The sequence below is a fragment of the Phenylobacterium sp. genome, from assembly GCF_036677185.1.
Taxonomy (GTDB): domain Bacteria; phylum Pseudomonadota; class Alphaproteobacteria; order Caulobacterales; family Caulobacteraceae; genus Phenylobacterium.
In genome coordinates, this window is record NZ_JAKFEN010000019.1 from 146,897 (window position 1) to 171,243 (window position 24,347).

General features: G+C 68.6%; 23 protein-coding genes. 10 read left to right on the forward strand and 13 right to left on the reverse strand.

Annotated elements, in window-relative coordinates:
* Positions 1 to 7: 7 nt before the first annotated feature.
* On the reverse strand, positions 8 to 1,360 hold the full coding sequence (locus V6M51_RS10220; protein ID WP_332766848.1) for an MFS transporter: 1,353 nt from the start codon (positions 1,358 to 1,360) through the stop codon (positions 8 to 10).
* A 291-nt stretch (positions 1,361 to 1,651) separates the two neighbouring features.
* Here V6M51_RS10220 and ftrB point away from each other — a divergent pair, with 291 nt between their 5' ends.
* A complete protein-coding gene (gene ftrB, locus V6M51_RS10225) occupies positions 1,652 to 2,422 on the forward strand; it encodes a transcriptional activator FtrB (RefSeq protein ID WP_332766850.1) in 771 nt (256 codons plus the stop codon).
* Positions 2,423 to 2,459: 37 nt separating this feature from the next.
* On the opposite strand, the gene moaA is transcribed toward ftrB, so the two are convergent.
* From moaA to V6M51_RS10240, 3 genes are read right to left on the reverse strand one after another with little or no spacing between them, the layout of a single operon-like run.
* Positions 2,460 to 3,437, reverse strand: a complete 978-nt coding sequence (moaA, locus tag V6M51_RS10230) for a GTP 3',8-cyclase MoaA (protein ID WP_332766852.1) — start codon at positions 3,435 to 3,437, stop codon at positions 2,460 to 2,462.
* 41 nt (positions 3,438 to 3,478) lie between these two features.
* Positions 3,479 to 4,654, reverse strand: a complete 1,176-nt coding sequence (locus V6M51_RS10235) for an NnrS family protein (protein WP_332766854.1) — start codon at positions 4,652 to 4,654, stop codon at positions 3,479 to 3,481.
* A 54-nt stretch (positions 4,655 to 4,708) separates the two neighbouring features.
* Positions 4,709 to 6,919: an adenosylcobalamin-dependent ribonucleoside-diphosphate reductase gene (locus V6M51_RS10240; RefSeq protein ID WP_332766856.1), complete on the reverse strand. Its 2,211-nt coding sequence runs from the start codon at positions 6,917 to 6,919 to the stop codon at positions 4,709 to 4,711.
* Positions 6,920 to 7,211: 292 nt separating this feature from the next.
* On the opposite strand from V6M51_RS10240, the gene V6M51_RS10245 reads away from it, so the two are divergent.
* Positions 7,212 to 7,649: a hemerythrin domain-containing protein gene (locus V6M51_RS10245; protein WP_332766858.1), complete on the forward strand. Its 438-nt coding sequence runs from the start codon at positions 7,212 to 7,214 to the stop codon at positions 7,647 to 7,649.
* A gap of 22 nt (positions 7,650 to 7,671) precedes the next feature.
* Here the strand turns inward: V6M51_RS10245 and V6M51_RS10250 are convergent, their stop codons facing one another.
* Genes V6M51_RS10250 through V6M51_RS10260 form a run of 3 tightly spaced genes read right to left on the reverse strand, consistent with a single transcriptional unit; the run spans position 7,672 to position 9,573 of the window.
* The gene (locus tag V6M51_RS10250; protein WP_332766860.1) at positions 7,672 to 8,862 is read right to left on the reverse strand and encodes a molybdopterin molybdotransferase MoeA; all 1,191 of its coding nucleotides are present in this window, start codon (positions 8,860 to 8,862) and stop codon (positions 7,672 to 7,674) included.
* Entirely contained in the window at positions 8,859 to 9,428 is a 570-nt protein-coding gene (moaB, locus tag V6M51_RS10255; RefSeq protein WP_332766861.1) for a molybdenum cofactor biosynthesis protein B, read from the reverse strand. The genes V6M51_RS10250 and moaB overlap by 4 nt, the downstream gene beginning before the upstream one ends.
* Before the next feature lie 4 nt (positions 9,429 to 9,432).
* On the reverse strand, positions 9,433 to 9,573 hold the full coding sequence (locus V6M51_RS10260; protein ID WP_332766863.1) for a hypothetical protein: 141 nt from the start codon (positions 9,571 to 9,573) through the stop codon (positions 9,433 to 9,435).
* A gap of 303 nt (positions 9,574 to 9,876) precedes the next feature.
* Between V6M51_RS10260 and V6M51_RS10265 the strand changes: the two genes are divergently transcribed.
* Positions 9,877 to 10,938, forward strand: a complete 1,062-nt coding sequence (locus V6M51_RS10265; protein WP_332766864.1) for an AI-2E family transporter — start codon at positions 9,877 to 9,879, stop codon at positions 10,936 to 10,938.
* Between the two features lie 19 nt (positions 10,939 to 10,957).
* On the opposite strand, the gene V6M51_RS10270 is transcribed toward V6M51_RS10265, so the two are convergent.
* Complete coding sequence (locus V6M51_RS10270) at positions 10,958 to 12,229, reverse strand: MgtC/SapB family protein (RefSeq protein WP_332766865.1); 1,272 nt, start codon at positions 12,227 to 12,229, stop codon at positions 10,958 to 10,960.
* A gap of 432 nt (positions 12,230 to 12,661) precedes the next feature.
* On the opposite strand from V6M51_RS10270, the gene V6M51_RS10275 reads away from it, so the two are divergent.
* The 5 genes from V6M51_RS10275 to V6M51_RS10295 all read left to right on the forward strand — a co-directional run bounded on the left by V6M51_RS10275 (position 12,662) and on the right by V6M51_RS10295 (position 18,404).
* A complete protein-coding gene (locus tag V6M51_RS10275; RefSeq protein ID WP_332766867.1) occupies positions 12,662 to 13,024 on the forward strand; it encodes a rhodanese-like domain-containing protein in 363 nt (120 codons plus the stop codon).
* 19 nt (positions 13,025 to 13,043) lie between these two features.
* The gene (locus V6M51_RS10280; protein ID WP_332766868.1) at positions 13,044 to 14,072 is read left to right on the forward strand and encodes an efflux RND transporter periplasmic adaptor subunit; all 1,029 of its coding nucleotides are present in this window, start codon (positions 13,044 to 13,046) and stop codon (positions 14,070 to 14,072) included.
* Positions 14,069 to 17,326 (forward strand): efflux RND transporter permease subunit, encoded by a 3,258-nt coding sequence (locus V6M51_RS10285; protein ID WP_332766870.1) that lies wholly within the window; start codon positions 14,069 to 14,071, stop codon positions 17,324 to 17,326. Before V6M51_RS10280 ends, V6M51_RS10285 begins: the two co-directional genes overlap by 4 nt.
* Before the next feature lie 42 nt (positions 17,327 to 17,368).
* Complete coding sequence (locus tag V6M51_RS10290) at positions 17,369 to 17,731, forward strand: ArsR/SmtB family transcription factor (RefSeq protein ID WP_442957850.1); 363 nt, start codon at positions 17,369 to 17,371, stop codon at positions 17,729 to 17,731.
* 148 nt (positions 17,732 to 17,879) lie between these two features.
* Positions 17,880 to 18,404, forward strand: a complete 525-nt coding sequence (locus V6M51_RS10295; protein WP_332766874.1) for a pyridoxamine 5'-phosphate oxidase family protein — start codon at positions 17,880 to 17,882, stop codon at positions 18,402 to 18,404.
* On the opposite strand, the gene V6M51_RS10300 is transcribed toward V6M51_RS10295, so the two are convergent.
* Together V6M51_RS10300 and V6M51_RS10305 are read right to left on the reverse strand one after the other, a co-directional pair.
* The gene (locus tag V6M51_RS10300) at positions 18,329 to 20,923 is read right to left on the reverse strand and encodes a cation-translocating P-type ATPase (RefSeq protein ID WP_332766876.1); all 2,595 of its coding nucleotides are present in this window, start codon (positions 20,921 to 20,923) and stop codon (positions 18,329 to 18,331) included. The genes V6M51_RS10295 and V6M51_RS10300 overlap by 76 nt on opposite strands.
* A gap of 39 nt (positions 20,924 to 20,962) precedes the next feature.
* Positions 20,963 to 21,184 carry a hypothetical protein gene (locus tag V6M51_RS10305; RefSeq protein WP_332766878.1) on the reverse strand — a complete coding sequence of 74 codons (222 nt, stop codon included), beginning with the start codon at positions 21,182 to 21,184 and terminating at the stop codon, positions 20,963 to 20,965.
* Between the two features lie 286 nt (positions 21,185 to 21,470).
* On the opposite strand from V6M51_RS10305, the gene V6M51_RS10310 reads away from it, so the two are divergent.
* Positions 21,471 to 22,100, forward strand: a complete 630-nt coding sequence (locus V6M51_RS10310) for a spermidine synthase (RefSeq protein ID WP_332766880.1) — start codon at positions 21,471 to 21,473, stop codon at positions 22,098 to 22,100.
* 48 nt (positions 22,101 to 22,148) lie between these two features.
* Here V6M51_RS10310 and V6M51_RS10315 read toward each other — a convergent pair whose 3' ends face one another.
* From V6M51_RS10315 to V6M51_RS10325, 3 genes are all read right to left on the reverse strand, one after another.
* Positions 22,149 to 22,724 (reverse strand): arsenate-mycothiol transferase ArsC, encoded by a 576-nt coding sequence (locus tag V6M51_RS10315; RefSeq protein WP_332766882.1) that lies wholly within the window; start codon positions 22,722 to 22,724, stop codon positions 22,149 to 22,151.
* 88 nt (positions 22,725 to 22,812) lie between these two features.
* Positions 22,813 to 23,064: a helix-turn-helix domain-containing protein gene (locus tag V6M51_RS10320; RefSeq protein ID WP_332698368.1), complete on the reverse strand. Its 252-nt coding sequence runs from the start codon at positions 23,062 to 23,064 to the stop codon at positions 22,813 to 22,815.
* 93 nt (positions 23,065 to 23,157) lie between these two features.
* Entirely contained in the window at positions 23,158 to 23,583 is a 426-nt protein-coding gene (locus tag V6M51_RS10325; protein ID WP_332766884.1) for a hypothetical protein, read from the reverse strand.
* A gap of 300 nt (positions 23,584 to 23,883) precedes the next feature.
* Here V6M51_RS10325 and V6M51_RS10330 point away from each other — a divergent pair, with 300 nt between their 5' ends.
* Positions 23,884 to 24,333, forward strand: coding sequence for a hypothetical protein (locus V6M51_RS10330; RefSeq protein WP_332766886.1), 450 nt, complete (start codon positions 23,884 to 23,886; stop codon positions 24,331 to 24,333).
* Positions 24,334 to 24,347 lie beyond the last annotated feature (14 nt).

Consider the following 24,347-nt stretch of genomic DNA (forward strand, 5'->3'; position numbering starts at 1 on the left):
TGAGGGGTCATTCGGCCGCCTTAAGCGCCGCCGCGGCGCGCGCGGGCGTCGGGTTCGGTTGAAGGCCAGCCATCTCGGGCAGCTCGGGCAGGTCGCGCAGGCTGGGCGTGCGGGCGCGCTCCATCCGGCCGATGGCCAGGTGCATCCAGGCGAGCGCTCCGGCCACCAGCAGGAAGAGCAGCATGAAGCAGCTGGTCCAGACATGGGTCAGGTCGTTCAGCGCGCCAAAGGCGATCGGCAGGACGAAGCCGCCCAGGCCGCCGATCATCCCGACCAGGCCGCCGACCGATCCGATGGTTTCCGGGTAGTAGACCGGGATGTGCTTGTAGACCGCCGCCTTGCCCAGGCTCATGGCGAACCCGAGGCAGAACAGCAGGATGACGAACGGGACCAAGCCCAGCGAGAGCCGGAAGGTGATCGGGCCGTCGATGCCATCGACGATGTAGGTCGTCGCCGGATAGGACAGCAGGAAGGTGCAGACGACGCTGACGCCGAAGGTGATGTACATCACCCGACGCGCGCCGATCCGATCGGACAGCCAGCCGCCGAACACCCGGAACAGCGACCCCGGGATCGAATAGGCCGCCGCCAGTATGCCGGCCGCGATCAGCGGCAGATGGTAGACGGCCACGAGGTAGTGCGGCAGCCACAGCGACAGGGCCACGAAGGCGCCGAAGCAGAAGAAGTAGTAGAGCGCGAAGCGCCAGACCTGCAGCTTGCGTAGCGGCTCGAGTTGCATCAGCGCCGGGGTGGCCTTGGCGCCGCTGACGCGGCGCGCCACCAGGTCCGGGTCGTCGCGCGTCGTAACGAAATAGACGAGCGCGATGACGGCCAGGGCGCTCGCCCAGACCTGCGCCACGGACTGCCATCCGAAGGCCAACATCACGAAGGGAGCGGCGAACTTGGTGACGGCCGCGCCGACGTTACCGGCGCCGAAGACGCCCAGGGCCGTACCCTGCCGGGCCTTGGAGAAGAACTTCGAGACGTAGGCCACGCCCACCGAGAAGCTGCCGCCCGCCAGGCCCACCCCGAGCGCCGCCAGCAGGAACTGCGGATAAGTCTCGGCGTAAGAGAGCAGCCAGGTCGCGAGCGCGGCGGAAAGCATCAGGGCGAGGTTCACGATCCGGCCGCCCATCTGGTCGGCCCAGATGCCCAGCGGCACACGGATCAGCGATCCGGTCAGGATCGGTGTGCCGGCCAGGAGACCGAACTCGGCTTCCGTGAGGCCCAGCTCCCGCTTGATCTGGATCCCGATGATCGAGAACACGGTCCAGACCGCGAAGCAGGCGGTGAACGCGAAGGTGCTCATGCCGAGGGCGGCGTTGGCGCCAGGGTGAGACGAGGGCGAAGCGTTTGTCACGGGGATCTCAAACCTGAGGGCGGAGCCCGATGGCGCCACTTCTCCCCGTCAGTGCAGCAGTCGACGCCGTGAGCGTTTGATGATGATCAATCGCCTCATGAAAACGGTGAAATTTTCACAGAAATAACGGCCCGTTGCGGCGGAGCCTTAAGTAGAATTGCGTATTGGTGGACTTGGATCATTTGCCCGCTTGACGCACATCAAGCGCATTTGCCGATTGACGCAAATCAAGGCGCGCCCCGCGGCGACACGGCATCTGAGCCCAAACTGGCATCATTGGGGCGCGCGGAGATGAGGGACGGCGATCTGGATCGGGTCAGGGCCTTACCCCTGTTCTCCGGATGCTCAAGCGACACATTCCGGACGCTCACCGGAGGCGCCTTCCTGCAGCGGTTCCCCGCCGGCACCACCCTGCTCCTCGAGGGCGACCAAGTCGATTTTCTCTATGTGCTGCTGGACGGCATCGTCGAGCTTGAGGGCAGCTGGAACGACAAGGAGACGACACTGGCGATCCTGCGGCCCGTGTCGACCTTCATCCTCGCCGCCGTCGTGCTGGACGCCGACGGCCTGATGAGCGCGCGCACGGTCGAACGATCGGACATCCTGATGCTGTCCGGGGCCGCGATCCGGCGGGTCATGTCGGAGGATGCGCGCTTCGCGGTCGCGGTGGCCGAGGAGATGGCGGGGTGCTATCGCGGACTGGTGCGGAGCCTGAAAAATCAGAAGCTGCGCGGCGGACTGGAACGGCTCGCCAACTACCTGATCACGCAGCGGCATCGCCAGGGTGCGGACCTTACCTTCACCCTACCCCACGAGAAGCGCACGCTCGCGTCCCTGCTCGGCATGACACCGGAAAACCTTTCGCGCTCGCTGGCCGCCCTAGCCGACTACGGGGTCGAGGTCCACGGGCCATCCGTGACCATCACCCGGCCCGCGGCGCTGGAGCGGCTCGCCAAGCCCGATCCGTTGATCGACAATCACCAGCCCGTCTCGGACGGGGTCACCGGCAAGGCGCAGCGCGAGCGTTGGCCGCTCGGCGACGGCCGATCCCGAGCCGCCTGACACGGCGCCCGCGCTCGTCAGGCTCCCCGCCGGCCGCCTAGCCGCCGAACTGCGCCAGTTGGCGAGTGTCGCCGCTATCGCCTTCGTGCAGCCGGTGGCCGGCCGGCTTGCCGGCCAGCGCCGACAGGATCCTCGCGCGAAGCGCCTCCGGCTCGTCGACGTCCAGCAAATCCTTGAGACCGACCCCGAGTTCGCCGAACAGGCAAAGCCGCAGCTGACCCCGCGCGGTGATCCGCAGTCGGTTGCAGCTGTCGCAAAAGCCCCGGGCATAGGGCGCGATCAGGCCGATTCGGCCGGCATGGTCGGGGTGAACCATTTCCACCGCCGGGCCGTCATCGAAGGCGCGTGGGCGAGGAGACCAGCCGCGCGCCGCAAGCCAGTCGGTCAGGACGCTTTCCGGCACGTGCTGGTCGGCGAAATACTCGGCGTTGTCGCCCGTGCGCATCAGTTCGATGAACCGCACCGCCACCGGCCGGGTCCGGACGAATGCGGTGAAGGCCTCGAACCCCGCCTCGACAGTGTCGCGGATCAGGACGCCGTTGACCTTCACGTTCGGCACGCCAAGCGACAGCGCCCGATCGAGCCCGGCGACCACCGACGGCAACCGGTCATGGCCCGTGATCCGGCGGAACGTCTCCCGGTCGAGGCTGTCGATACTGACATTCAGGTTGGTGAGGCCCGCGTCGCGCCAACCCGCGACCTGGCGGTCCAGGTTCCAGCCGTTGGTGGTGATGCAAACCTTGGCGACGCCCGGCATGGCGGCCGTCCGCGCGATGATCTCGGGCAGGTCGCGCCGCACGCTCGGCTCCCCGCCGGTCAGCCGGATCTTGGAGACGCCCAACTCGGCGAAGGCCCGCACGACGCGCTCGCATTCCAGCGGCGTCAGGAAGGTCAGCGGGGCCGACTTCTTGAAGCCGTCCGGCAGACAATAGGTGCAACGGAAGTTGCAGACCTCGGTGACCGAGAGACGCAGATAGTGGAAACGGCGACCGAAGCCGTCGACGAGATCGTCCAAACTTGGCTCCTTTCCAAGCGCGGGAGGCGCCTTGACCCAGATCAGGCCGCGCTGGGGCGCGGCAGGACGAGCATCCGTCCGTAGGCCACCGCGAAGCCGCCGAACGCCAATGACCAGACCAGGCCCGAGGCCGTGAGCAGGAGGGGCTGGCTTGCACCGGCGAACGTGGCGGCGACGCGCAGCAGCGCCGCGGCGTTGATCGCCAGGTAGATCACCGTCGTGCCGGTGTCCGCCGCGAGCGGGCGTCCCGTATGACCGCGCGTCGCGCGCGTCATCACCGCCAGGGTCATCACGCCGACGGCGCCCGCCGTCAGGGCGTGGATACCCGCGGAGCGGGGCACGAGATCAGGATCGAGCGAGGCGCCGCCGATAAGCAGCAGCGACGCTCCAAGCCAGCCGTAGCCCAGGTGCAGGATCCAGACGAGCGGCTCGGCGGCCGCGCGCCAGCCGCGCCACCGCGCGAGGCGGACGAAATGGGCGGCGCCGGCGAGCACGAGGGCGGCGCCGGTCGCCGGCGCCTGCGGTGCGGCCACCCAGAGACCCGCGCCGACGACCGTCAAGCCGAGCGCGACCCTATCGACGGTTCCAAAAGTCGACGGCTCGGGCGCAAAGGACCGCGACTTCATCCAGTTGCGCGTGAAGCTCGGGACGATCCGTCCGCCGATCAGCCCGATCAGCAGGGTCGCGGCCCCCAGGGCGAGGCGAACCCCGACGTCGGCGGCGGCTTCGACCGGCAGGTGAAATGCGACGTTGGACAGGGCGAACAGCGTGATCAGTCCGCAAACCGGCAGGTTGCGCCAGTTGCGGCCCGCGAGCACCTCGCGCCAGATCACGGCGGCGAAGGCCAGGAGGAAGAGGCTGTCGGCCACCGCCGCCGCGGGCCCCAGGCTGTCCTGGAACAGCATCGCCACCCGCCCCAGGACCCAGAGCGACACCAGCCCGGCGAGCGGCGCGCCGATGACCGGCATCCGGCCGGTCCAGTTGGGCACCGCCGTGGTGAGGAAGCCCGCAATGACCGCGCCGAGAAAGCCGAAGATCATCTCGTGGATGTGCCACTCGCGGGTCAAGGCGGCCGATCCGCCATGGAAGTAGCTAAACAGCCAAAGCGGTACGACCAGCGCGCTCCAGATGGCGCCGAGGAAGAAGAACGGGCGGAAGCCGAAGCTGAAGAGCGCCGGCCCTGCATAGGCGCGGCGGGCGGCGGTGGTGCTGATCATGCCGGCGGCTCTAGCCGGAAACCGCGCCGGACGCCTTGACCCTGGTCAATCGCCCTACCCGCACTTGGAGTAGCCGCAGGACAGGCAGCTGTCGCAGCCCTCCTTACGGATCAGTTCCAATCCGCCACACCGCGGACAGCTGGCCGATCCGGGCCGGCCAGCGGCGGCCTCCGGCTTCACGGCGCGCGCCAGACCCGCGTCCGGGCCGCCGAGATGACGCTCGATCACGCCGCCGATCGCCGCCAGCAACGAGGGCACGTAACGCCCGCCGAGCCAGGCCCCGCCGCGAGGATCGAACACAGCCTTCAGCTCTTCAGCCACGAACCCGACATCACCGCCGCGCCGGAACACCGCCGAGATCATTCGGGTGAGACCCAGGGTCCAGGCGTAGTGGTCCATGTTCTTGGAGTTGATGAAGATCTCGAAGGGCCGGCGAACACCGCCCTCCTCGACGTCGTTCAAAGTGACATAGACGGCGTGCGCGCTCTCCGGCCAGACCAGTTTGTAGGTCGCGCCGTCAAGCGCCTCGGGACGGGGCGTCAACACCGGCCCGTCGGAGGGCCCGGGCCCGACGTCCACCGACAGGATCGAGCCTGTGATGGCGTTTGGCCGGTAGGTGGTCATCCCCTTGCAACCGCTGCGCCAGCCCAGCAGGTAGACGTCGCTGAAGTCCGCGAAGCCGATATCCGCCGGGCAGTTGACGGTCTTGGAGATCGAGCTGTCCACATGGGCCTGGGCGGCGGCCTGCATGCGGACATGGTCCTGGGGCGTGAGCGTCTGGGCGCTGACAAAGGTGGCCTCCGGCGGCGGGGCCTCGCCGTGCAGCCGCTTCCAGACCGCCAGGGCGTAGTCCTCCACCGGCTCTTCGCGCTGCGAGCCGTCGGGCTGGCGCACCTTGCGGACGTAGGCGTAGGCGAACACCGGTTCGATACCTGACGACACATTGCCCGCCAGCAGCGACGTGGTGCCGGTCGGCGCGATGGAGGTCAGGCAGCCGTTGCGCAGCCCGTGCTCCGCGATCAGCTCGCGGGTCTCCGAGTCCAGGCTCGCCAGGTTGGGCCGGTCCAGGATGGCGGGGTCGTAGAGCGGGAAGACGCCCTTCTCGGCGGCGAGTTCGGCCGAGGCCCGATAGGCCTCCCGCTTGATCGTCGCGAGCCATTGGCCCGTCAGCTCGACCGCCCGGTCGCTGCCGTAGGCGACGCCGCAGAACACCAGGGCGTCCGCCAACCCAGTGACACCCAGGCCGATCCGCCGCTTGGCCTTCGCCTCGAGCGCCTGAGCCTCAAGGGGGTAACGCGAAACATCGATGACGTCGTCGAGCATCCGCACCGCGGTGCGCGTGAGCGCCGAGAGCGCCGCCATATCCAGGTCCGCGCCGTCCTGGAAGGGCGTCGCCACCAGCCGCGCCAGGTTGATGGAGCCCAGCAGGCAGGCCCCGTACGGCGGCAGCATCTGCTCGCCACAAGGGTTGCTGGCGAGGATCGTCTCGCAATAGCCGAGATTGTTCTGGGCGTTCACCCGGTCGATGAAGATCACGCCAGGTTCGGCGGCGTCGTAGGTCGCACGCATGAGGCGGTTCCAGAGCGCCGACGCCCGGACCGATCCCATCACCTGGCCCTCGAACACCAACGGCCAGTCGGCGTCCGCCGCCAGGGCCGCCATGAAGTTGTCGGTCACGAGGACCGAGAGGTTGAAGTTGCGCAGCCGCGCGCCATCCCGCTTTGCGTCGATAAAGGCTTCGATGTCCGGGTGGTCGATCCGCAAGCAGCCCATCATGGCCCCTCGGCGCTGGCCCGCGGAGAGAATCGTGCGGCACATGGCGTCCCAGACGTCCATGAAGCTCAAGGGTCCCGAGGCGTCGGCGTCGACCCCCTTCACCGGCGCGCCGGCCGGGCGGATCGAGGAGAAGTCCATGCCGACGCCGCCGCCCTGCTGCAGGGTGATGGCCGCCTCCCTGACATGGGCGAATATCTCGCTGAGGTCGTCCGGAATGCGCCCCATGACGAAGCAGTTGAAAAGGGTCACGGCCCGCGCCGTTCCTGCCCCGGCGAGGATCCGGCCAGCGGGCAGGAAGCGATGATCGCGCAAGGCTTCCTCGAAGCGTTCGCGCATCTCGGAGCGGACCGCCGGGGCCTCCGCCTCGGCGAGCGCGGCGGCGACCCGAGACCATGTGCCCTCCACCGTGTCATCTCCTGCCGCGCCGGCCGGATTGAAGCGGTATTTGGTCGACCAGATCTCGCTCGCCAGCGGATTGTCGAACGCCATGGTCATCGTCTCCTGGAAAGGACGCGAGCCTGAGCGATTCGACCGCCTTCTTGTTTGAGCGAGCGCAATGCGGAACCCCCGGGTCGGCAAGCGCTAGCTTGTCGAACATCAAGCGGCGCCCGGGTTCCCCTCAAGGAGCGCGCCGCGCACTGCGCCTAAGGTGCGCGCAGGAGGATGTTCCATGCTCGACGACGCAGGCCTTTCTCGGAGCGAACGAGGGGTCGACCTCCCGCCCCTCCGATGCGCTCTAATCACGCCCACGCCCCGGGCTGAACCTCATCCCGACGCGGCGGTGCTGATTTCGCACATCGTGGAGCGCTATCACGACACCCACCGCCAGGACTTTCCCGAGGCCATGGCCCTGGCGCGGAAGGTCGAGGCGGCGCACGTGGCCGAGCCCGAGTGCCCCCGCGGCCTGCACGACCTGTTGGCCGTCATGTTCGATGATCTCGAGAGCCACCAGCAAAGGGAGGAGCAGGTGTTGTTTCCCCTGATCCTCGCCGGCGGCAGTCCGATGGTGCGATTTCCGATCGCCCGGATGATGGCCGAGCACCTCGATGTGCAGGAGCAGCTGATCCGCCTGCGGACCCTGACCCACGACTACGCCAGTCCGCCCGAGGCTTGTGACAGCTGGCGAGCCTTGATGCGGATTTGCCGAAAGCTAGACGCCGATCTGCGCGAACACATGCGGCTCGAAAACGAGGAACTCTTCGCGCCGCTCCTGGACTGACGCCCGAGGGCGATCCGACCGCTCAGAACACCAGCACCTCGACAAGTTCGCCGGCCGCCAGCGGGCGCGCCGCGGGCCGGCCGCGGATCAGGAGGTCGGCCATCGCCAAGTCCTTCTGGGCGCTGGAGTCCTGGTTGCCTACCGACCGCACGCCATCGAAAGTGCTGCGCCCGCGATGGAAGCAGTCACGATCGCCGCAGGCTCCCAGGGGCGACGCCAAGGCGGCCGCGCGCCAGGCCAGGGCTTCCTCTGGACGAGCGCCGCCCAGGCCCGCCAGGATCGGCGCCAGGAACAGCCGGGCCGTGACCATCGCCGCCGAGGGATTGCCGGGCAGGCCGACGACGATCCGCGCGCCGACCCGGCCGACCCACACCGGCTTACCCGGCTTGATCGCCACCTTCTCGAATTCCAGGCGCAGGCCGAGCTCCTGGAACATCGCCTTCGAGAAATCGCGCTCACCGACCGACGCACCGCCGGTCACGACGATCACATCGGCGGTGTCCAAGGCGAGCCCCGCGGCCCGCACCAGACTGGGAAGATCGTCGCGCAGACGCTGCCGGCAGACCACCTCGCCGCCCCAGGCGCGGGCGAGCGCGGCGACGCCAAAGGAGACGCTTTCGGGAATCGTCCCGGGTGGGTTGGCCGCCTGGCCAGGCTCGACCAACTCATCGCCCGTGCTCAGCACGGCGACGCGAGGACGGACAAAGACCTCGACCGTGTCCAGATCCGCGGCGGCGACCGCCACCAGGGCCTGCGGCGTCAGCCTGGTCCCCGTCTTCAACAGCGCCTCACCTGCGGCGAAGTCCGAACCCGCCGCCCGCACGTGTCGCGCAGGCGAGGGTCGCTCCGCGAACATCACCGCCTCACCCTCGCGTTGAACAACCTCCTGCACGACCACCCGGTCAGCGCCGGCCGGCATGGGGGCGCCGGTGAAGATGCGCACGCAGGCGCCGGCCTCCAACTGCGGGCCGCCATGTGGCGAGCCGGCGAACGACGTCCCGACGAGCCGAAGACGGGTCGGGCCGGCCGCCAGGTCCGCCTCTCGCACCGCGTATCCGTCCATGGCCGACACAGCGGTCTCGGGCGCTGAACGACGGGCGATGACGGGGGCCGCGAGAACGCGGTTCCAGGCCAGGTCGAGGGCGATCCGCTCGGCGCCCAAGGGCGCGGCGATGGCGACGACCCGCCGGCAGGCTTCGTCGAAGCCGATCATGCGCAGACCCCTCGGTACCGGGGGATCTGGCCGACCAGCGAGCACGGCTTGAACCGGCTGTCGAATTCCAGCGCCAGCACCAGGTCCCAGGCGTCTCGGCAGGCCCCGGTGGAGCCCGGAACACAGAAGATGAAGGTCTCGTCGATCTGCCCGGCGAGCGCCCGCGATTGCAGGGTCGAGATACCCACCGTGGTCTGGCTGACCTGGTGGAACACCACGGAAAAGCCATCCATCACGCGGGCCAGCAAGGGGCGCACGGCTTCCGGCGTCACATCGCGCGGCGCGAAGCCCGTGCCCCCGGTGGTCAGAATCACTTCGATCGCCGGGTCGGCGACCCAGGCGCGTACCTGGGCCTGAATGGCCTCGACCTCGTCCGACACGATGGCCTTGGCGGCCAGCTGGTGGCCCGCGCCGCGCAACCGCTCAGCCAGGAGTCCGCCGGAGGTGTCGGTCTGTTCCGTCCGGGTATCCGAAATCGTCAGGACCGCGATCGATAGCGGATAGAACGGCAGGTCGGGGTTGATCCCGGGCGCCTTGCGGCCCTTGGCGGCGAGAGCGAGGCTCAATGGATTATCCTCCCGAGAATGCAGACAGAAAGGCCACTTCCTGGCCGGGCGACGCCCAAGGGTCATCGATCGCCATGACCTGACCGATCGCCACGCGAACGCTGGGATCGCCCAGCGCCGCCATCGCTTCATTGATCGCGGTCAAGGCGCGGCAATCCTGCCGGCCGATTGACGTTCCTCAAAGCCGCCGGGCGTGCGTTCGGCTTGGCTGTCAACGTCCCGCGGTCCTGGCGAAGAGCCAGGCTGCTCCTGGCGTCCTCACCGGCGCAAATCGAGACCCAGCTGGAGACCCTCCCATGGCTCGACAAATCGCGATCCCGACCGACCACACCCTAAGGATGGCCTTGTTTCTCTTGCTGGCGGCGGCGGCGCTGGCGCTGTTGCCGTCGCGGCTCCAGTGAGGCGCGGCGACCCCGCCGCGCCGGTGACGTCGGCCGCCGCCCGGCCGATGTCCCTCACAGCTTTCCTGCAGCGGCTCGCCCTGACCGTTGCGGCGGTGGTCGGCATCGTCCTGGTGGTCCGGCTCGCCGACGTGTTGCTGCTGGTCTTCGGCGCCATTCTCGTAGCAGTCCTGCTGCACGCGGTCGCAGCCCCGCTGCGCGACCGCACCCCGCTCGGCCGCACCGCGCTGGGCCGCACGGCGAGCCTCGTCGTCGCCGTGGTCGTCTGCGGCGCGGTGATCGCCGCCGCGGTCTGGGCGTTCGGCCATCAGCTTGAGATGCAGCTGGCGAATCTCGCCGGCCTGCTCCCGAACGCCTGGGCCGAATTGGAGGCGCGGCTCGCACGCTCGGCGCTTGGCGATCTGCTGCTGCAGGAGGCCGGGCGACTCTCCGGCCCGGATGGCGGCTGGCTTAGCCTGGCGCCGAAATTCGCCGCGAACGCCGCGACGGCGATGGCCGCGACCTTGATCGTCATCTTCGCGGGACTCTATCTGGCGTTCCATCCCAGGGCCTACGCCGAGGGTTTGGTTCGACTCTTCCCACGGCCGGGTCGCGCCCAGGCCACGGAGGTCCTGGACGCGACCAACGAGGCCTTGAAACGCTGGCTGATCGGTCAGCTCCTGTCGATGGGCCTGGTGGGGGCCACGACGACTCTCGGCCTCTGGCTGGTTGGCGTGCCCTCCCCGATCGGCTTGGGAGTCCTGGCTGGTGTCGGCCAGTTCGTGCCCGTGGTCGGTCCGATGGCCGCCGCCGTTCCCGGGCTCCTGGTCGCCTTGGCCGCGGGCCCGCAGACCTTGGTCCTGGCGGGCGCGGTCTATCTTGCCGCAGCGCAGCTCGAGGCCAATCTCGTAACCCCGCTAATGCTCCGCCGGATGGCCGAGCTGCCCATGGCGGTGACCCTGTTCGCGGTTCTCGGAATGGGGGTGCTGCTCGGCCCGCTCGGGGTGCTGTTCGCAACGCCGCTGGCTGTCGTCGCCTATGTGATCGTCGGAAAGGTCTATGTCGAGGGCGTGCTGGGCGATCCGCCGGAGCCCATGGCCCGGGCTCGGCGCAGGGACCGGCCGGGCTAGTCCTTGCCGGCCGCCTCGCTCAGGCCGGCGCGCCACCCCACCAGAACGCCACGGCCGCGGCGGCGGCGGCCAGCAGGGTTCCGGCCGCGAACAGGCCTCCGAACCGGACGCCGCCGACGAAGGTGGCGATCGCCGCCTTCGACGCGCTGTCGACCGCCGCCGTCAACAGGACGGCATAGGCGCCAAGACCGAGGTCCAACCCTTCCTGGGTTGTCATCCGGGCCACGGCCAGCGTCACCGCGTCGGCGTCGGCGAGGCCAGCCAGGGCGGCGACGGGCAAGAGGCCTTGCGCGCCATAGAGCGCCGACAGGACCCGGGCGGCGGCCATGACCGCGCCGAGCACCAGGGCGAACTTGAAGACGAGCTCGAAATCGAATGGGCTCTTCATGGGCGAGGCGCTCGCCGCCTCCGCTGGCCCCGAGGCGCGCGCCAGGGCGCCGGCCAGGCCCAGGATCGTCGACACCGTCGCGAAGGCGCCAAGCGGCAGGACCAGGCGTTGAAACAGGGCGGGCGCGATCATGGCCGTAATGACGCTCAGCCGTACGGCCATGACCGCGCCGGCCAGGAGCGCGGCGGCGGCGTGCATGACCAGCGCGCCCGGCGCCTGTCTGTTGAGCCGCGCCAGGTTGAGGGTCGTGGCGGTCGAGGAGACCGCCGCGCCGGCCACGCTGGCGACCATCAGGCCGCGCGACGGACCGAAGATCTTGATCGCCGCATAGGCCACGAAGGACACCCCAGCCATCGCGATGGTCAGGAGCCAGAGTTCGTAAGGATTGACGCTTTCATAGGGGCCAAAACCCCGGTTCGGCAGCAATGGCAGGGCGACCAGGCTCATCGCCAAGAGGATCAAGGCGCTACGCAATTCCGGCCAGGTGAGCCGCGCGAGCCAGCTGTGGAGAAGACTCTTGAAGGCCAGCAGGGCGGTGGCGACCACGGCCGCCGCCGCGGCGACACGCCCGTCACCGATGGCCGCATAGGCGCCGAGGGCGAAGACCAGGAGCGCGGCGACAATAGCCGTCACCGAATAGTCGCCCTCCTCCTCCTGCTCGCGATGTTTGAAGAGGATGAAGGCCGCGGCGAACGGCAGGCCCAGGGCGGCGAAGGCCCAGCCTCCAAGCGCCAGGCTCAGCAAGCCGGCGACCCCGCCCAGCAGGCCGGTCAGGGCGTAGGTGCGGATCCCGGCCGTGCGACCGCCCTCGGCGACGTCGCGCGCCCGCCAGCCGCGCTCGACGCCGACCAGGAAGCCGATCGCCAGGGCCAGTCCCAGGCGGTTGAACAGGTCCAGGGGCATGATGTCCGACCGGTGCGATCTTCGCCAAAGCAGCGACGCGCCGATCATTCCCCAGGCGGCCGGCGACTGTCTTGAGCCATGTCAACGCCGCGGCGACCGCCGCCAAGGCGCCGCAGCAGGCCGAGAGAGGCAAGTTCCACGGCGACAGAAGAGCGGCAAGCGGGTTCATTGCTGGCGGGCGGCGGCCGATCTCGACCTGGCCGCGTTCCGGAACACCACCCTCGAACTCGAATGGCCGAAGGGATCGGGCGCCGGCGCGCTCCTGGCCCGATTGAATTTATCCTGCGCCGTCCCCGACCCAGCTCATTGACTGGCGTCAAGGCAGGTCAGGCCGCCGCGCCGCACCGTCCTCAAGCCTTGAATTGGCGCATAACATTCGTATATGCGCATATATGAATGTTATGCGCCAACAGTTCGCTGCGAGGACGGCCGATGCCCCGAACGGAAACGATCCAAGGCCTGACGCCCGCTGAGGTGAAGGAGTTGCTCGACCAGCGCGCGATCGTGCTGGTCGACGTGCGCGAGCCAAGCGAATACGGCGCTGAACGCATCCATGGCGCCTTGAATTTTCCGCTCAGCACCTTCGACCCCGCCGCCCTGCCGGGTGGCGGTCGCCGACCCGTGGTGCTCCATTGCGGCTCGGGCAAGCGCTCGGCCGGGGCGATCGAGCGCTGCCGGACCGCCGGCGTGAATATCGGAGTCCATCTTGCCGGCGGCATCGGCGCCTGGCGCGACGCGGGCCTGCCGACCATCCGCTTCGATCCCGAGACCGGCGCCGTCGTCGACGCGCGCTGATCGCTGAAGGAGGATGTCGATGCGCCGCCAGCAGACCCACAGCCTGATCATCGCCCTCACCCTCGCCCTGGCGGCCTGCGGCGGGGCCCCGAAGCCAACGGCGCGGCCCGCCGCTGTGTCCGGCGAGCGGCTGGTCGTGCGCGAGAGCGTGATGGGGGACTTCAAGCCCGTCGCCGCAACCGTCACGACCAAGGACATGGGCGAAGCCCGCGCGCGCATCGGCGGCACCTTGACCCAGCTCTTCGTCAAGGAGGGCGACGTGGTTCGGAAGGGGCAACTCGTGGGTCGCGTCCAGGACCAGCGCCTGGCCTTCGAGACCAGCGCCTACGACGCGCAGGTGGTGGCCGCCACCGCCGAGGCCAGCCGCGCCCGGGCCGAGTTGGCGCGGATCAACGCCCTCTACGAAAAGGGCATCTACGCAAAGGCCCGGCTAGAGCAGTCGCAGGCCTCCGCTCGCGCCGCCGACGGCCAGGCCGCCGCCGCTCGCGCCCAGCGCGCGGCAAGCGCCGAATTGAGCGCCCAGGGCGCCGTGTTGGCGCCGACGTCCGGCCGAGTGTTGCGCGCCGATGCGCCCGCCGGTTCCGTCGTATCGGCTGGACAGTCCATCGCCACGATCACCGCGGGCGAGCCCCTGCTGCGTTTGGAAATCCCCGAGGCCCAGGCCCGCGCACTGCGCGCCGGCGATCTGGTCTCCCTGGTGACCGAGGATCTGCCGGGGATACAGCCGACCGGCGTGATCGCCCAGGTCTATCCCGCCGTAACGGCGGGGCGGGTGATGGCGGACATCTCGGTCTCCGGGCTGCGCGCGAACCTGGTCGGCCAGAGGGTGCGGGTGCGTATCAAGGTGGGCGAACGAAGGGCTCTGGCGGTCCCTGCCCGCTTCGTCGCCACCCGCCACGGCCTCGATTTCGTGCGCGTGCTCGGCGCCGGGGGCCAGGCAAGCGACGTGGCGGTCCAGATCACCGCCGCCCCCGCGCCGGGTCAGGTGGAGGTGCTGTCGGGCCTGTCGCCCGGCGATACGATCCTTGCCCAGGGTCCGGCCCGATGAACCTGGGACTCTCCGGACGGCTGACCCGGGCGACCATCAGCTCGCCGCTGACGCCGCTTTTCCTCCTGGCGGCCATCGCCATGGGATCGCTGGCGCTGGTCTCGATCCCCCGTGAGGAAGAGCCGCAGATCAGCGTGCCCATGGTCGACATCATGGTCCAGGCGCCTGGGCTGCGTGCGCAGGATGCGGCCGAGCTGGTCGCCAAGCCCCTCGAGACAATCGTCAAGAGCGTCGACGCCGTGGACCACGTCTATACCCAAGTCGAGGACGATCGGGTCATGGTCACCGCCAGGTTCGACGTCGGCGAAGACCCCGACGACGCCGCGGTGCGCATCCACGAGAAGGTCCGCGCCAACTACGACAAGATCCCCGTCGGCATCCCGGAGCCGATGATCGTCACCCGCGGCGTCAACGACGTCCCCGCCGTGGTGCTGACCCTGTCGCCCAAGCCCGGCGTCGCCGGCAGATGGTCCGACCAGGCGCTGTACGACATCGCCGGCAAGCTGCGCACCGAGGTAGCCAAGGTCGAGGATGTGGGGCTCACCTTCATCGTCGGCGGGCGTCCGGACGAAATCCGCATCGAGCCGGATCCCGAGCGCCTGGCGCTTCGGGGCGTGCCGTTGAGCGCAGTGATCGACAGCGTGCGCCAGGCCAATCGCAGCTTTCCTGCGGGCGCGATCCGCGAGGGCGGCCAGGCCGTCGACGTCGCCGCCGGCGCCACCCTGGCCTCGGCCCGCGACGTGGGCCTGCTGAGCGTCGCTTCCGTGGATGGCGACCCGGTCTACCTGCGCGACGTCGCCCGGGTGATTCAGGCGCCGCGGGAGGATCAGGCCCGGGTGTGGCGCTACGCGCGGGCGGGACAGAACTGGTCGCAGGCCCCCGCCGTCAGCCTGGCCATCGCCAAACGCAAGGGCGCCAACGCGGTCGTCGTTTCCGAGCAGGTTCTGGAAAGGGTCGAAGGGCTGAAGGGCTCGCTCATCCCCGCCGGGCTAGAGGTTTCCGTGACCCGCAACTACGGCGAGACGGCCAATGAGAAGGCCAACGAACTCCTCTTCCACCTGGGCCTCGCCACCCTTTCCATCGTCGTCCTGATCGGCTTCGCCATCGGCTGGCGGGAGGCGGGCGTGACCGCCGTGGTCATCCCGACGACGATCCTGCTGACCCTCTTCGCCTCCAACCTGATGGGCTACACCATCAACCGGGTCAGCCTCTTCGCCCTGATCTTCTCCATCGGCATCCTGGTGGACGACGCCATCGTGGTCATCGAGAACATCGCCCGGCATTGGGCCATGAACGATGGCCGGTCCCGATTGCAGGGCGCCACCGAGGCGGTGGCGGAGGTCGGCAACCCCACGATCGTGGCGACCCTCGCCGTCGTGACGGCCCTGCTCCCGATGCTGTTCGTGTCCGGCCTCATGGGCCCCTACATGGCGCCTATCCCGGTCAACGCCTCGGCGGCCATGGTGTTCTCGTTCTTCGTCGCCGTCGTGATCGCCCCTTGGCTTATGGTCCGTTTCGCACGCAAATCCCTGGCGCACGGTCATGGCTCCGACGCGCAGGGCGGCCGTCTGGGACGCGCCTATCGCGCGCTGGCGAGCCGGGTGATCGCCACCCGCCGCAGCGCCTGGATCTTCCTGATCGGCGTGGGCGTCGCGACCCTGGTCGCCATGGCCATGTTCGCCACCAAGACCGTGACGGTGAAGCTCCTGCCCTTCGACAACAAGGCGGAGCTGCAGGTGGTGGTCGACATGCCCGAGGGGACCAGCCTGGAGGCCACGCAGCGGATTCTAGGCGCCGCAGCCGCGGTGACCCAGACGGCGCCCGAAGTGGTCTCCCTGGAGGCCTATGCCGGCGCCGCCTCGCCGTTCAATTTCAACGGCCTGGTCCGCCACTATTTCCTCCGGGCGCGTCCGGAGATGGGCGACCTGGCCGTGGCCCTGTCGCACAAGTCCGAGCGCAAGCGCGCCAGCCACGCGGTCGCGCTCGACCTGCGCGACCGCCTCGGCGAGCTCCCGCTTCCCAAGGGCGCTTCGATCAAGGTGGTGGAAGCCCCGCCCGGCCCGCCAGTGTTGGCTACGCTCCTGGCGGAGATATACGGACCCGACGCCGAGACCCGGCGCGCGGTGGCCGCCGAGGTGAAGACCCTGTTCAAGAGCGTGCCCTACATCGTCGATATCGATGACAGTTACGGCGAACCCCGGCCACGGCTGCGCCTGGTCCCCAATCGCGAGCAGCTGGAGTTCTTCGGTCTCTCGGAGGGCGAGGTCTTCGACTCCATCGGCGCGGTGATGGGTGGCGCCACCGTCGGCTACGCCCATCGCGGCCAGGGCCGCACGCCGCTGGAGATCGCCATTCGGCTCCCGCAGTCGGACCGCACCTGGAACGAACGGCTCGCTGCTACGCCTGTCGGCGTGTCCCAGACCTCGGATGGGCGCAGGCTCGTCGAATTGGGCGAAATCGTCGAGGCGACACGGGAGGCCGGGTCATACCCGATCTACCGCCGCGACGGACGCGACGCCGAAATGGTCACCGCCGAACTGGCCGGCCAGTACGAGGCGCCGATCTACGGCATGCTCGCCGTCAACGAGGCCATCGCGCGACATGACTGGAAGTCGCTGCCCAAGCCCGAGATCCGGCTGAACGGCCAGCCGAACGACGAGAGCCGCCCCACTTTGCTGTGGGACGGCGAGTGGGAGATCACCTGGGTCACCTTCCGCGACATGGGCGCCGCCTTCGGCGTGGCGATCCTGGGCATCTATGTCCTGGTGGTCGCGCAGTTCAGAAGCTTCCGCCTGCCATTGGTGATCCTGACGCCCATCCCGCTCACCCTGGTGGGCATCGTCATTGGCCACATCCTGTTTCGCGCGCCCTTCACCGCCACATCGATGATCGGCTTCATCGCACTCGCCGGGATCATCGTGCGCAATTCCATCCTGCTGGTGGACTTCATCCGCCACAGCCAGGGGGACGGACGGCCGCTGAGGGAGGTCTTGCTGGAGGCCGGTGCGATCCGCTTCAAGCCGATCCTATTGACCGCGCTGGCGGCCATGATCGGCGCCGCGGTGATCCTGTTCGATCCGATCTTCCAGGGGCTGGCGATCTCGCTGCTGTTCGGCCTGGCGTCTTCGACCCTGCTGACCTTGCTGGTGATCCCAGCCATCTACATCGCTTTGCGCGACGACGGGCGTCCCCTGCCCGCGACATCCGACGCCGCCTTGCGCCCGCCCGCGGAGCCGTTTCGCCAGGCGTCGTGAGATTGAACGACCATTTGGGACAGCTACACTGGACAGATGACCATGAGCTCCGCCGCGGCGACCAAGACCCTGCCCAAGTCGGCCGAGCTGGCCGAGCTCGAAGCGCATGCCGCCGCAGCCGCCCGGCTGATGAAGCTGATGGCCAGCGAGCCGCGGCTCATTCTCCTCTGCCGGCTGGCCCAGGGCGAGTGCTCCGTCGGCGAGATCGCGACCCATGCGGGCCTGGCCCAGACCGCCGCGTCGCAACACCTGGCCAAGCTTCGGGCCGAGGGTCTTGTGGCGACCCGGCGGGAGGGACAGACCATCCACTATCGGCTGATCGACCCGGCCGCCGCGCAGATTATCGAAACGCTCTGCAAGATTTTCCGCGATCGAGCCGGCGGGATTGGGACGCGCGAGCCTTAACCCGACCCGACCCCACAACCCTGTTCCGCGCGGCAATGCGCCGTCAGCTCGTCGCAGGATCGGCCGCCCGGCCTTGACTGCCGTCAACGGCGCGCCGACCGTGCAAGTCCATATTCAGTTCGCCCCGGCACCCCACATGGAGGTGGCCATGTCAGCGAAAAGCGTCAGCGCGCCCGTTGAGATCGATGGCGCCGACGAACACGAAATCCAGCGCCTGATCATCGATATCCTGGACGAGAACCGGCTGATGAGCCTGGGCGTCAATCGCGAAGACGGTTGGCCTCAGGTGACGATGGTGAACTACCTCCGGCAGGGTCGGGCCCTCTATTTCGTGGTGGCCCGCGACAGCCAGAAGTTCGCCAACATCAGCCGCGACTCGCGGGTGTCCATCGCCATCGGCGGCGGGGCCGGCCAAAAGGCCCCGGTTCGCGGCCTGTCGATGGCCGCGCGCGTCAGCGAACTCCTCGAACCCCAGCGGATCACGGAACTCAACAAGCTGATCTGGAGCCGCCCGGCGGAAGCGGCGTTCACCCCCCACCCCAGCTCAGCGAATGTGGCGGTGCTGGAAGCCCGGCCGCAGATCGTCTCGGTGATCGACTACACCACCCCGCCCGGTCGCCGGGTCCTGGTGCGGGTCATTGATGACTGGCGCGTCGAGCGCGTCCCTGCGTGACCTGACGGGTTGCGGGTTCGCGGGCGAGGCGTCAAGCCGAGCCAGCCGCCGCTCACCACGGCGACCAGCAGGGCCAGGATCAGCAGCCGAGCATCCGGAAGCGCCATGCTGAACACCTTGGCCAGGGCCGGGACGGTCAGGACCAGGGCCAGGACGCTCGAGGCGCCCGTGACAATCGACCAGTAGGCCCAGCGATGCGTCGCGAGGAGCCGCCCGCCGACCGAAACCGTATCGGCGAGCGCGAGGACGAGGTTGCCGCCGACGAGTGCGACAAAGGCCGCTCCCCGGGCCTGCGGTTCGGAATAGACTTCCAGAGCCCAGGCGTAGACGCCGAATACGCCCAACAGCACCCCTCCGCCCTGGGCCAAGGCCAGGCCGAGCTGGGCTGGCCCGAACAGCGCCTCGTCGGGGCGCCGCGGCGGACGGGTCATGGCGTCAGCCGCGCTGGGCTCGCCTTCGAAGACCAAGGCGCACATCGGGTCGATGACCAATTCCAGCAGCACCACGTGCATGGGGAACAGCAGCGGCGGCATGCCCAGGACGATCGGCCCCAGCGCCAGGCCGGCGATCGGCACGTGGATGGCGGTGACATAGGTCAGGGCCTTGCGCAGGTTGATGAAGATACGCCGACCCAGCCGCACCCCGCCGACAATCGCGACGAAGCTATCGTCCAGCAGAACGAGATCCGCCGCCTCGCGGGCGACATCGGTTCCCCTCTTCCCCATGGCGACGCCGATATGGGCCGCCTCCAGCGCCGGGGCGTCGTTGACCCCGTCGCCGGTCATGGCGACGATCTCGCCGTTGGCCTTGAGCGCCTCTACGAGGCGGAGTTTCTGCTCCGGAATCATACGCGCGAAGACCCGTGCGGTCCGAAGCCGCTCGCGGAGCGCGGGCGTCAACATCGCAGCGACCTCGTGCCCTGTGAGCACACCCGCCGAAGTGTCGATCCCGGCGGCCTCGGCGATCGCCCGAGCCGTGGCCGGATGGTCGCCGGTGATCATCACCACCGCGATCCCGGCGGCGTGCGCCTCGCGCAAGGCGCCGGGCACGTCGGCGCGGACCGGATCGAGGAAGCCGACCAGGCCCGCGAACTGGAACTCCGTCGACTGGGGATCGTCGGGAAAGGCGCCTTCGACCTGCGCGGAGGCGACGCCCAGCACCCGCAGGCCCTGGCCGGCGAAGTCGTCGACCACGGTGTGGAGGCGCGCTATTTCGGAGGCGGACAGCCTGCAGAGGCGGAAGATCGCTTCCGGCGCGCCCTTGGCCGCGGCGACCCGCACCGCGCCGTTCTTGCGCCAAGCCTGGATGACCGCCATCCGGTCGGGCCGCAGCGGCCAGCAACGTTCGGGTTCAGCGGCTTCCAGTTTCGGTTCGGATGTCAAGCGCCGCAGCCGTTCGCGGATCGCCCGGTCCATGGGATCGACCGGGCGGACGGCGGAGGCGAGGGCGGCCAGCCGCAGCAGCCGCGCGGTTTCATTGGGGAGCGCCTCGGCGCCTCGCGTCGCGATGTCGCCAGCCTCGGTCCACAGCCGCGCGACCTCCATGCGGTTCTCAGTGAGCGTGCCGGTCTTGTCCACGCAGAGCACGGTCGCCCCGCCCAGGGTCTCGATCACCGCGCTTCGGCGGACCAGCACTCGGTGGGTGGCCAGCCTCCAGGCGCCCACGGCGAGGAAGACCGCCAGCACCATTGGGAACTCTTCCGGGACCAGAGCGATAGCCGCGGTCACGCCGGCCAGCACGCCGCCCACCCAATCCTCGCGGATCAGTCCGTAGGCGACGGCGACCAGAACGCAGTAGCCGAGCGCCAGCACACCGAGCAGACCGACGAGCCGGCCGGCCTTGCGCTGCAGGGGCGTGGGTTCCTGGCCGATCGCGGCGAGCGAGGCGCCGATGCGGCCGAGCGCCGTGTCGACGCCCGTCCGGGTGACCCGCGCCACCCCCTGCCCTCGCACCACAAGCGCGCCGGCGAACAGGTGCGGCCCCAGCTCGGCCCCGGGCGCCGCATCGCTGGCGAGCGTCTCTCCCGCCTCCGCCCATCGCTTCGATACCGGCGCGGACTCACCCGTCAGCGCCGATTCATCGACGCTCAGCATGTCCCCCGCCACCAAAACGCCATCGGCCGGCAGCCGCTCGCCCTCTCCCACCAGAAGGATGTCGCCAACCACCAATTCGCGGGCTGGAATCCGTCGCTCGCCACCGCCGCGGATCACCCGCGCGAAGGGCTGCGCGAGATCGCGCAGGGCCACCATCGCCCGTTCGCTCCGCGCCTCCTGTAGTATGACCAGGCCGATCGTGGCCAGCGCTCCGGCCAGAATGAACAGGCCCTCGCCGAGGTCGCCCAAGACCAGGTAGAGGACGGCGGCGACCATGAGCAGGATGAACATGGGCTCGCGCATGGTTTCGGCGGCGATCCGCAGGAGCCCTCGCCGGGAGGCGCGCGGAAGCTCATTGGCTCCGTCATGGAGCAGCCGCTGCGCGGCCTGCTCTTCGCCCAGTCCTCGAAGCGGTTCGACGGCCATGGTCAATCTCGGCTCGATCCCGCCTCGCACCCAGCCCATCTAGCGGGACGTCAGGGCGGACGTCGACGGCTCGGCTGGAATGTACCCGGTCGCGCCGCCGAGGACGAATTTCCGCGGCCGGGAATGGCCGTCGGCGGCCATGAAGAGGAGGTTGACCGCGTCCAACTCGACCCGAGAGGCCGGACGGCCCCGTGCGCCGAGGTGGCGCACAGCGTCGGCGCCCAGGCCCTGGGGGGCGGCCGGCTTGTCGTGGAGGGACATTGGAGGGCTCCTTGGGCGCCCTTCGTCTCACCGGAGCGGCCAGGCGCCCTTGATCGAAATCACACAGGCGGCCAGGTGGACGCTCGGCTCGCCGCGCCTGGGCGGACGTCCGCGGCGCCTGGGCCGACAACGGCGCGCGCACCCGCGCCTGACCCCGCGCCAAGAGCATTTCACATCACCATTGATGTTCACACCATCATGGATGATATGCTTTTCGACGATTCCCTAGGTTCACCTTCTCGTCGCCCCGGCGAATGGCGCCTGAGGTCTCTGGGAAGCCTGCGCTATGAAGGTGCTTGTCCAATGCGATGACCTGGACAGGAAGGTGCGCATCTTCGAAGCGATCGATGACGGGTCGCGTTTCTATTTCGAAGACGGCGCGCTCTACACCCATGTGGACGCTAAGGGCGTCAACCTCCTGGAATATGTTTCAGCCATGGAGGCCGCGCTCAAGGATCGCGAGAATCTCCTCCTGCTGGGGACGGCAGGCGGAGCCCTGGCGACCCAGCTCAGCCGACGGGGCGCGAAGGTCACCGCCGTTGACAACTGGCACACGGCTTTCGAAATCGCGCGCCGATGGTTTCACCTCCCAGCCGAGGTCGAGTGCATTCACGCCGACGCCCTGACCTTTCTGCGCTCGACGGAACGGCGGTGGGACGCCGTCGCGATCGACGTCTTCAGCGGCACGGAGATTCCGAACGCCATGCTGACACCCGATATCGGTCAGCTGCTCGCCGGGGTGCTCTCGCCCGGCGGCTTGATCGTCTGGAATGTTGCCGACTGCACGGCGTCGTGGCCGGCGCAGTGGATCGCACGGGCGTTGCGCGCGGCAGGTCTGACGCCCCGACTGGTTCCGGTGCTGGCCGAAGACGTCGGCAACACCCTGGTGGTCTGCCGAGCCAAGCTCAGTCGTTGAGCAACACCCTGGAGGGATGGCCGATCACCTGATGGTCGGGATCGGACCTCAGGCGCGATCAGTGGCCGTGAGCACCGCTCCAAGCGCCCAAATCCGTGGCGCGAGCGCGTGGCGCGCATTCCTCAGAACCGACATGGGGTCCAGCCCGGGCGCCTTTTCTGGGTCCGGCACAGCCCATGTCAACGCCATCTGGTGGCGGCCAAGTCCAAGCCTGTCGACGCCCAGGGAGACCACGATGTCGTATGCCTCGAGCTGCAGTTCGCCGATCGAGGTGGCCTGGCGCCGCTGGATGTCGATTCCAATCTCGGCCATGACCGCAACGGCTGCGGGATCCAAGGGCCCGACGGTCAGTCCAGCGCTGGCGACAACGATGTCCAGGCGACCGTAAGCGGCCCGCGCCAAGCCCTCAGCCATCGGGCTCAAGGCCGCCTGCGTCGGGCAGACGAACAACAGCCGAACCGGCTTGGCCTTACGAGGTTTCCGACCCGCACGAAGATGTGGATACGGCGATAGGTCGTCCCCGCTCAGCCCCCTCGAACGGCCGGGCTCGGGCCGCGGCGCGGGCAGAAACTCGGCGGCCGACGCGCGACAAGGCAACGGGCGGGCAGTCCCAGGATTGTGCATGACCTATCGGCCATAGCACACCCTACATCGCCAAGTCGATATGTTGAATTACTTTTGTGATGTCTTAAACATCAAACTCGAAGGCTAGCTACTTGCGCTCCAAGAGCCGCACACCCCGCCCCTCGCCTTCGCTCCGCGCGCCCCCGGCGATCAGTTCCACGCCGGCCGCATTGATGGCGTTGACCACCTTCTCGAGGCTGTCGACGACCGCGCGCACGATTCCGTCGCTGGCCTCCATCCGTTGGATGGTGGGCAGCGAAACGGTGGCCAGCCGGGCCAGCTCCTTCTGGTCAATACCGAGCAGCGCGCGCGCGGCTTTCATCTGTGAACCCGTGATCATTTCCGTATCTATAATGATGTCCAGCGCATCATCAAGTCATCAATGCGACCTATCGCGCCGCCCGAACGCCGGCCGGCACGGAACCACCGACGGCTAGGACCTCACCAGACATGGACCGTGGGATGGGCTTCCGGCAGTCGGTTCACGGCTGTGGCCCTTGGCCCCCATCACGCCCGGCACGCCTTCGCGCGCGGCGTATTTCGGATCCTGGCGCAGGAGATTGAGCACGGCGACCGCCGCGGCCGGACCATCGAAAACCAGGTCCATCCGGTCGTACCAGGTGCGTATCGCCAGACGCCTTGGGGACGGGATGGCGACCTCGTCGATCTTCGCGATGGGGATAGCCGACAGGCGCTGCTCGCTATCGATGAAGATCAGCCGCCAATTGGTGACTATAGCCAGCCCCAGGCGCCCCTCGCCCGACATCACGCGCTCCGCCGCCCATCCCTCCAGCAGCGTTTCCCCCTCGAACAGGGTAAGCGATCGTCTCAGTCGGGCGAAATCTATCGCGCAGTTCAACAGGTAACCACCCTCGCGGTGAGGTCGAGCGCCGCCATGCGCTCGACCTCCACGCCTCCCCATGACGTCTTGCACATCGATTTCGATATGTGAATGGGCACAGTTCACGAATTTCCGGAAACCGTCTCATGAGAACGCGCCGGATCGGCTAAAGTGATATCCTGAACACCTTTAAGACGCTCTAAAGACAATATACTGATCTCAAGACCATTCGTTGTGATATTTGACATATCACTTGATAGATGTGAGATTGCACGCCACACGGCCATCCCGTTCGCGCCCGTCATCCAAGAGCCCGCCATGCCGCTGAACGTCGCCTGCGCCCGACCGACCATCGTTCTGGTGGAGGACGACGGCGAACTTCGCGGCCGGCTCGCCGCCGGACTTCGGCACGACGGCATGCGTGTCGTTGAATACGAACATGGCGGCCCCGCCCTCGCGGCGATCGAACAGGGCCTGTCGGTGGACGTCCTGGTCATCTCCCTCCAAGACGACGGGGCGGCAACCTGCGACGTCGCTCGGCAAGCCAAGGCGCTGGCGCCCCAGATCCAGATCGTGGTCACGCCCGCACCCGAGGCGACGACCGGCCTTCCGCCGGAGGCCCATGTGCTGGTCAAGCCCTTCGAGCCAAGCCGGCTCTCGCGATATATCCGCTTGGTGGCCGCCAGGCCCGCCCTGCGCGGCGCCCTACGTGCGGTCTACCGGCAGGCGCGATCGGCGCCGCCGCCTTCCGCTCCCCTCGCACATTGAGCCCGCCGAGTGGC

Excerpts from the sequence above, each read along its gene's own strand:
- V6M51_RS10320 (WP_332698368.1), bottom strand. The coding sequence starts at position 23,064 with ATGATCACGGGTTCACAGATGAAAGCCGCGCGCGCGCTGCTCGGTATT.
- V6M51_RS10300 (WP_332766876.1), bottom strand. The coding sequence starts at position 20,923 with ATGGCCGTCGAACCGCTTCGAGGACTGGGCGAAGAGCAGGCCGCGCAG.
- V6M51_RS10275 (WP_332766867.1), top strand. The coding sequence starts at position 12,662 with ATGCCCCGAACGGAAACGATCCAAGGCCTGACGCCCGCTGAGGTGAAG.
- V6M51_RS10330 (WP_332766886.1), top strand. The coding sequence starts at position 23,884 with ATGCCGCTGAACGTCGCCTGCGCCCGACCGACCATCGTTCTGGTGGAG.
- V6M51_RS10285 (WP_332766870.1), top strand. The coding sequence starts at position 14,069 with ATGAACCTGGGACTCTCCGGACGGCTGACCCGGGCGACCATCAGCTCG.
- V6M51_RS10270 (WP_332766865.1), bottom strand. The coding sequence starts at position 12,229 with ATGCCCCTGGACCTGTTCAACCGCCTGGGACTGGCCCTGGCGATCGGC.
- V6M51_RS10305 (WP_332766878.1), bottom strand. The coding sequence starts at position 21,184 with ATGTCCCTCCACGACAAGCCGGCCGCCCCCCAGGGCCTGGGCGCCGAC.
- V6M51_RS10315 (WP_332766882.1), bottom strand. The coding sequence starts at position 22,724 with ATGCACAATCCTGGGACTGCCCGCCCGTTGCCTTGTCGCGCGTCGGCC.
- V6M51_RS10290 (WP_442957850.1), top strand. The coding sequence starts at position 17,369 with ATGAGCTCCGCCGCGGCGACCAAGACCCTGCCCAAGTCGGCCGAGCTG.
- V6M51_RS10265 (WP_332766864.1), top strand. The coding sequence starts at position 9,877 with ATGTCCCTCACAGCTTTCCTGCAGCGGCTCGCCCTGACCGTTGCGGCG.
- V6M51_RS10295 (WP_332766874.1), top strand. The coding sequence starts at position 17,880 with ATGTCAGCGAAAAGCGTCAGCGCGCCCGTTGAGATCGATGGCGCCGAC.
- V6M51_RS10235 (WP_332766854.1), bottom strand. The coding sequence starts at position 4,654 with ATGATCAGCACCACCGCCGCCCGCCGCGCCTATGCAGGGCCGGCGCTC.
- V6M51_RS10280 (WP_332766868.1), top strand. The coding sequence starts at position 13,044 with ATGCGCCGCCAGCAGACCCACAGCCTGATCATCGCCCTCACCCTCGCC.
- V6M51_RS10310 (WP_332766880.1), top strand. The coding sequence starts at position 21,471 with ATGAAGGTGCTTGTCCAATGCGATGACCTGGACAGGAAGGTGCGCATC.
- ftrB (WP_332766850.1), top strand. The coding sequence starts at position 1,652 with ATGAGGGACGGCGATCTGGATCGGGTCAGGGCCTTACCCCTGTTCTCC.
- V6M51_RS10240 (WP_332766856.1), bottom strand. The coding sequence starts at position 6,919 with ATGGCGTTCGACAATCCGCTGGCGAGCGAGATCTGGTCGACCAAATAC.
- V6M51_RS10250 (WP_332766860.1), bottom strand. The coding sequence starts at position 8,862 with ATGATCGGCTTCGACGAAGCCTGCCGGCGGGTCGTCGCCATCGCCGCG.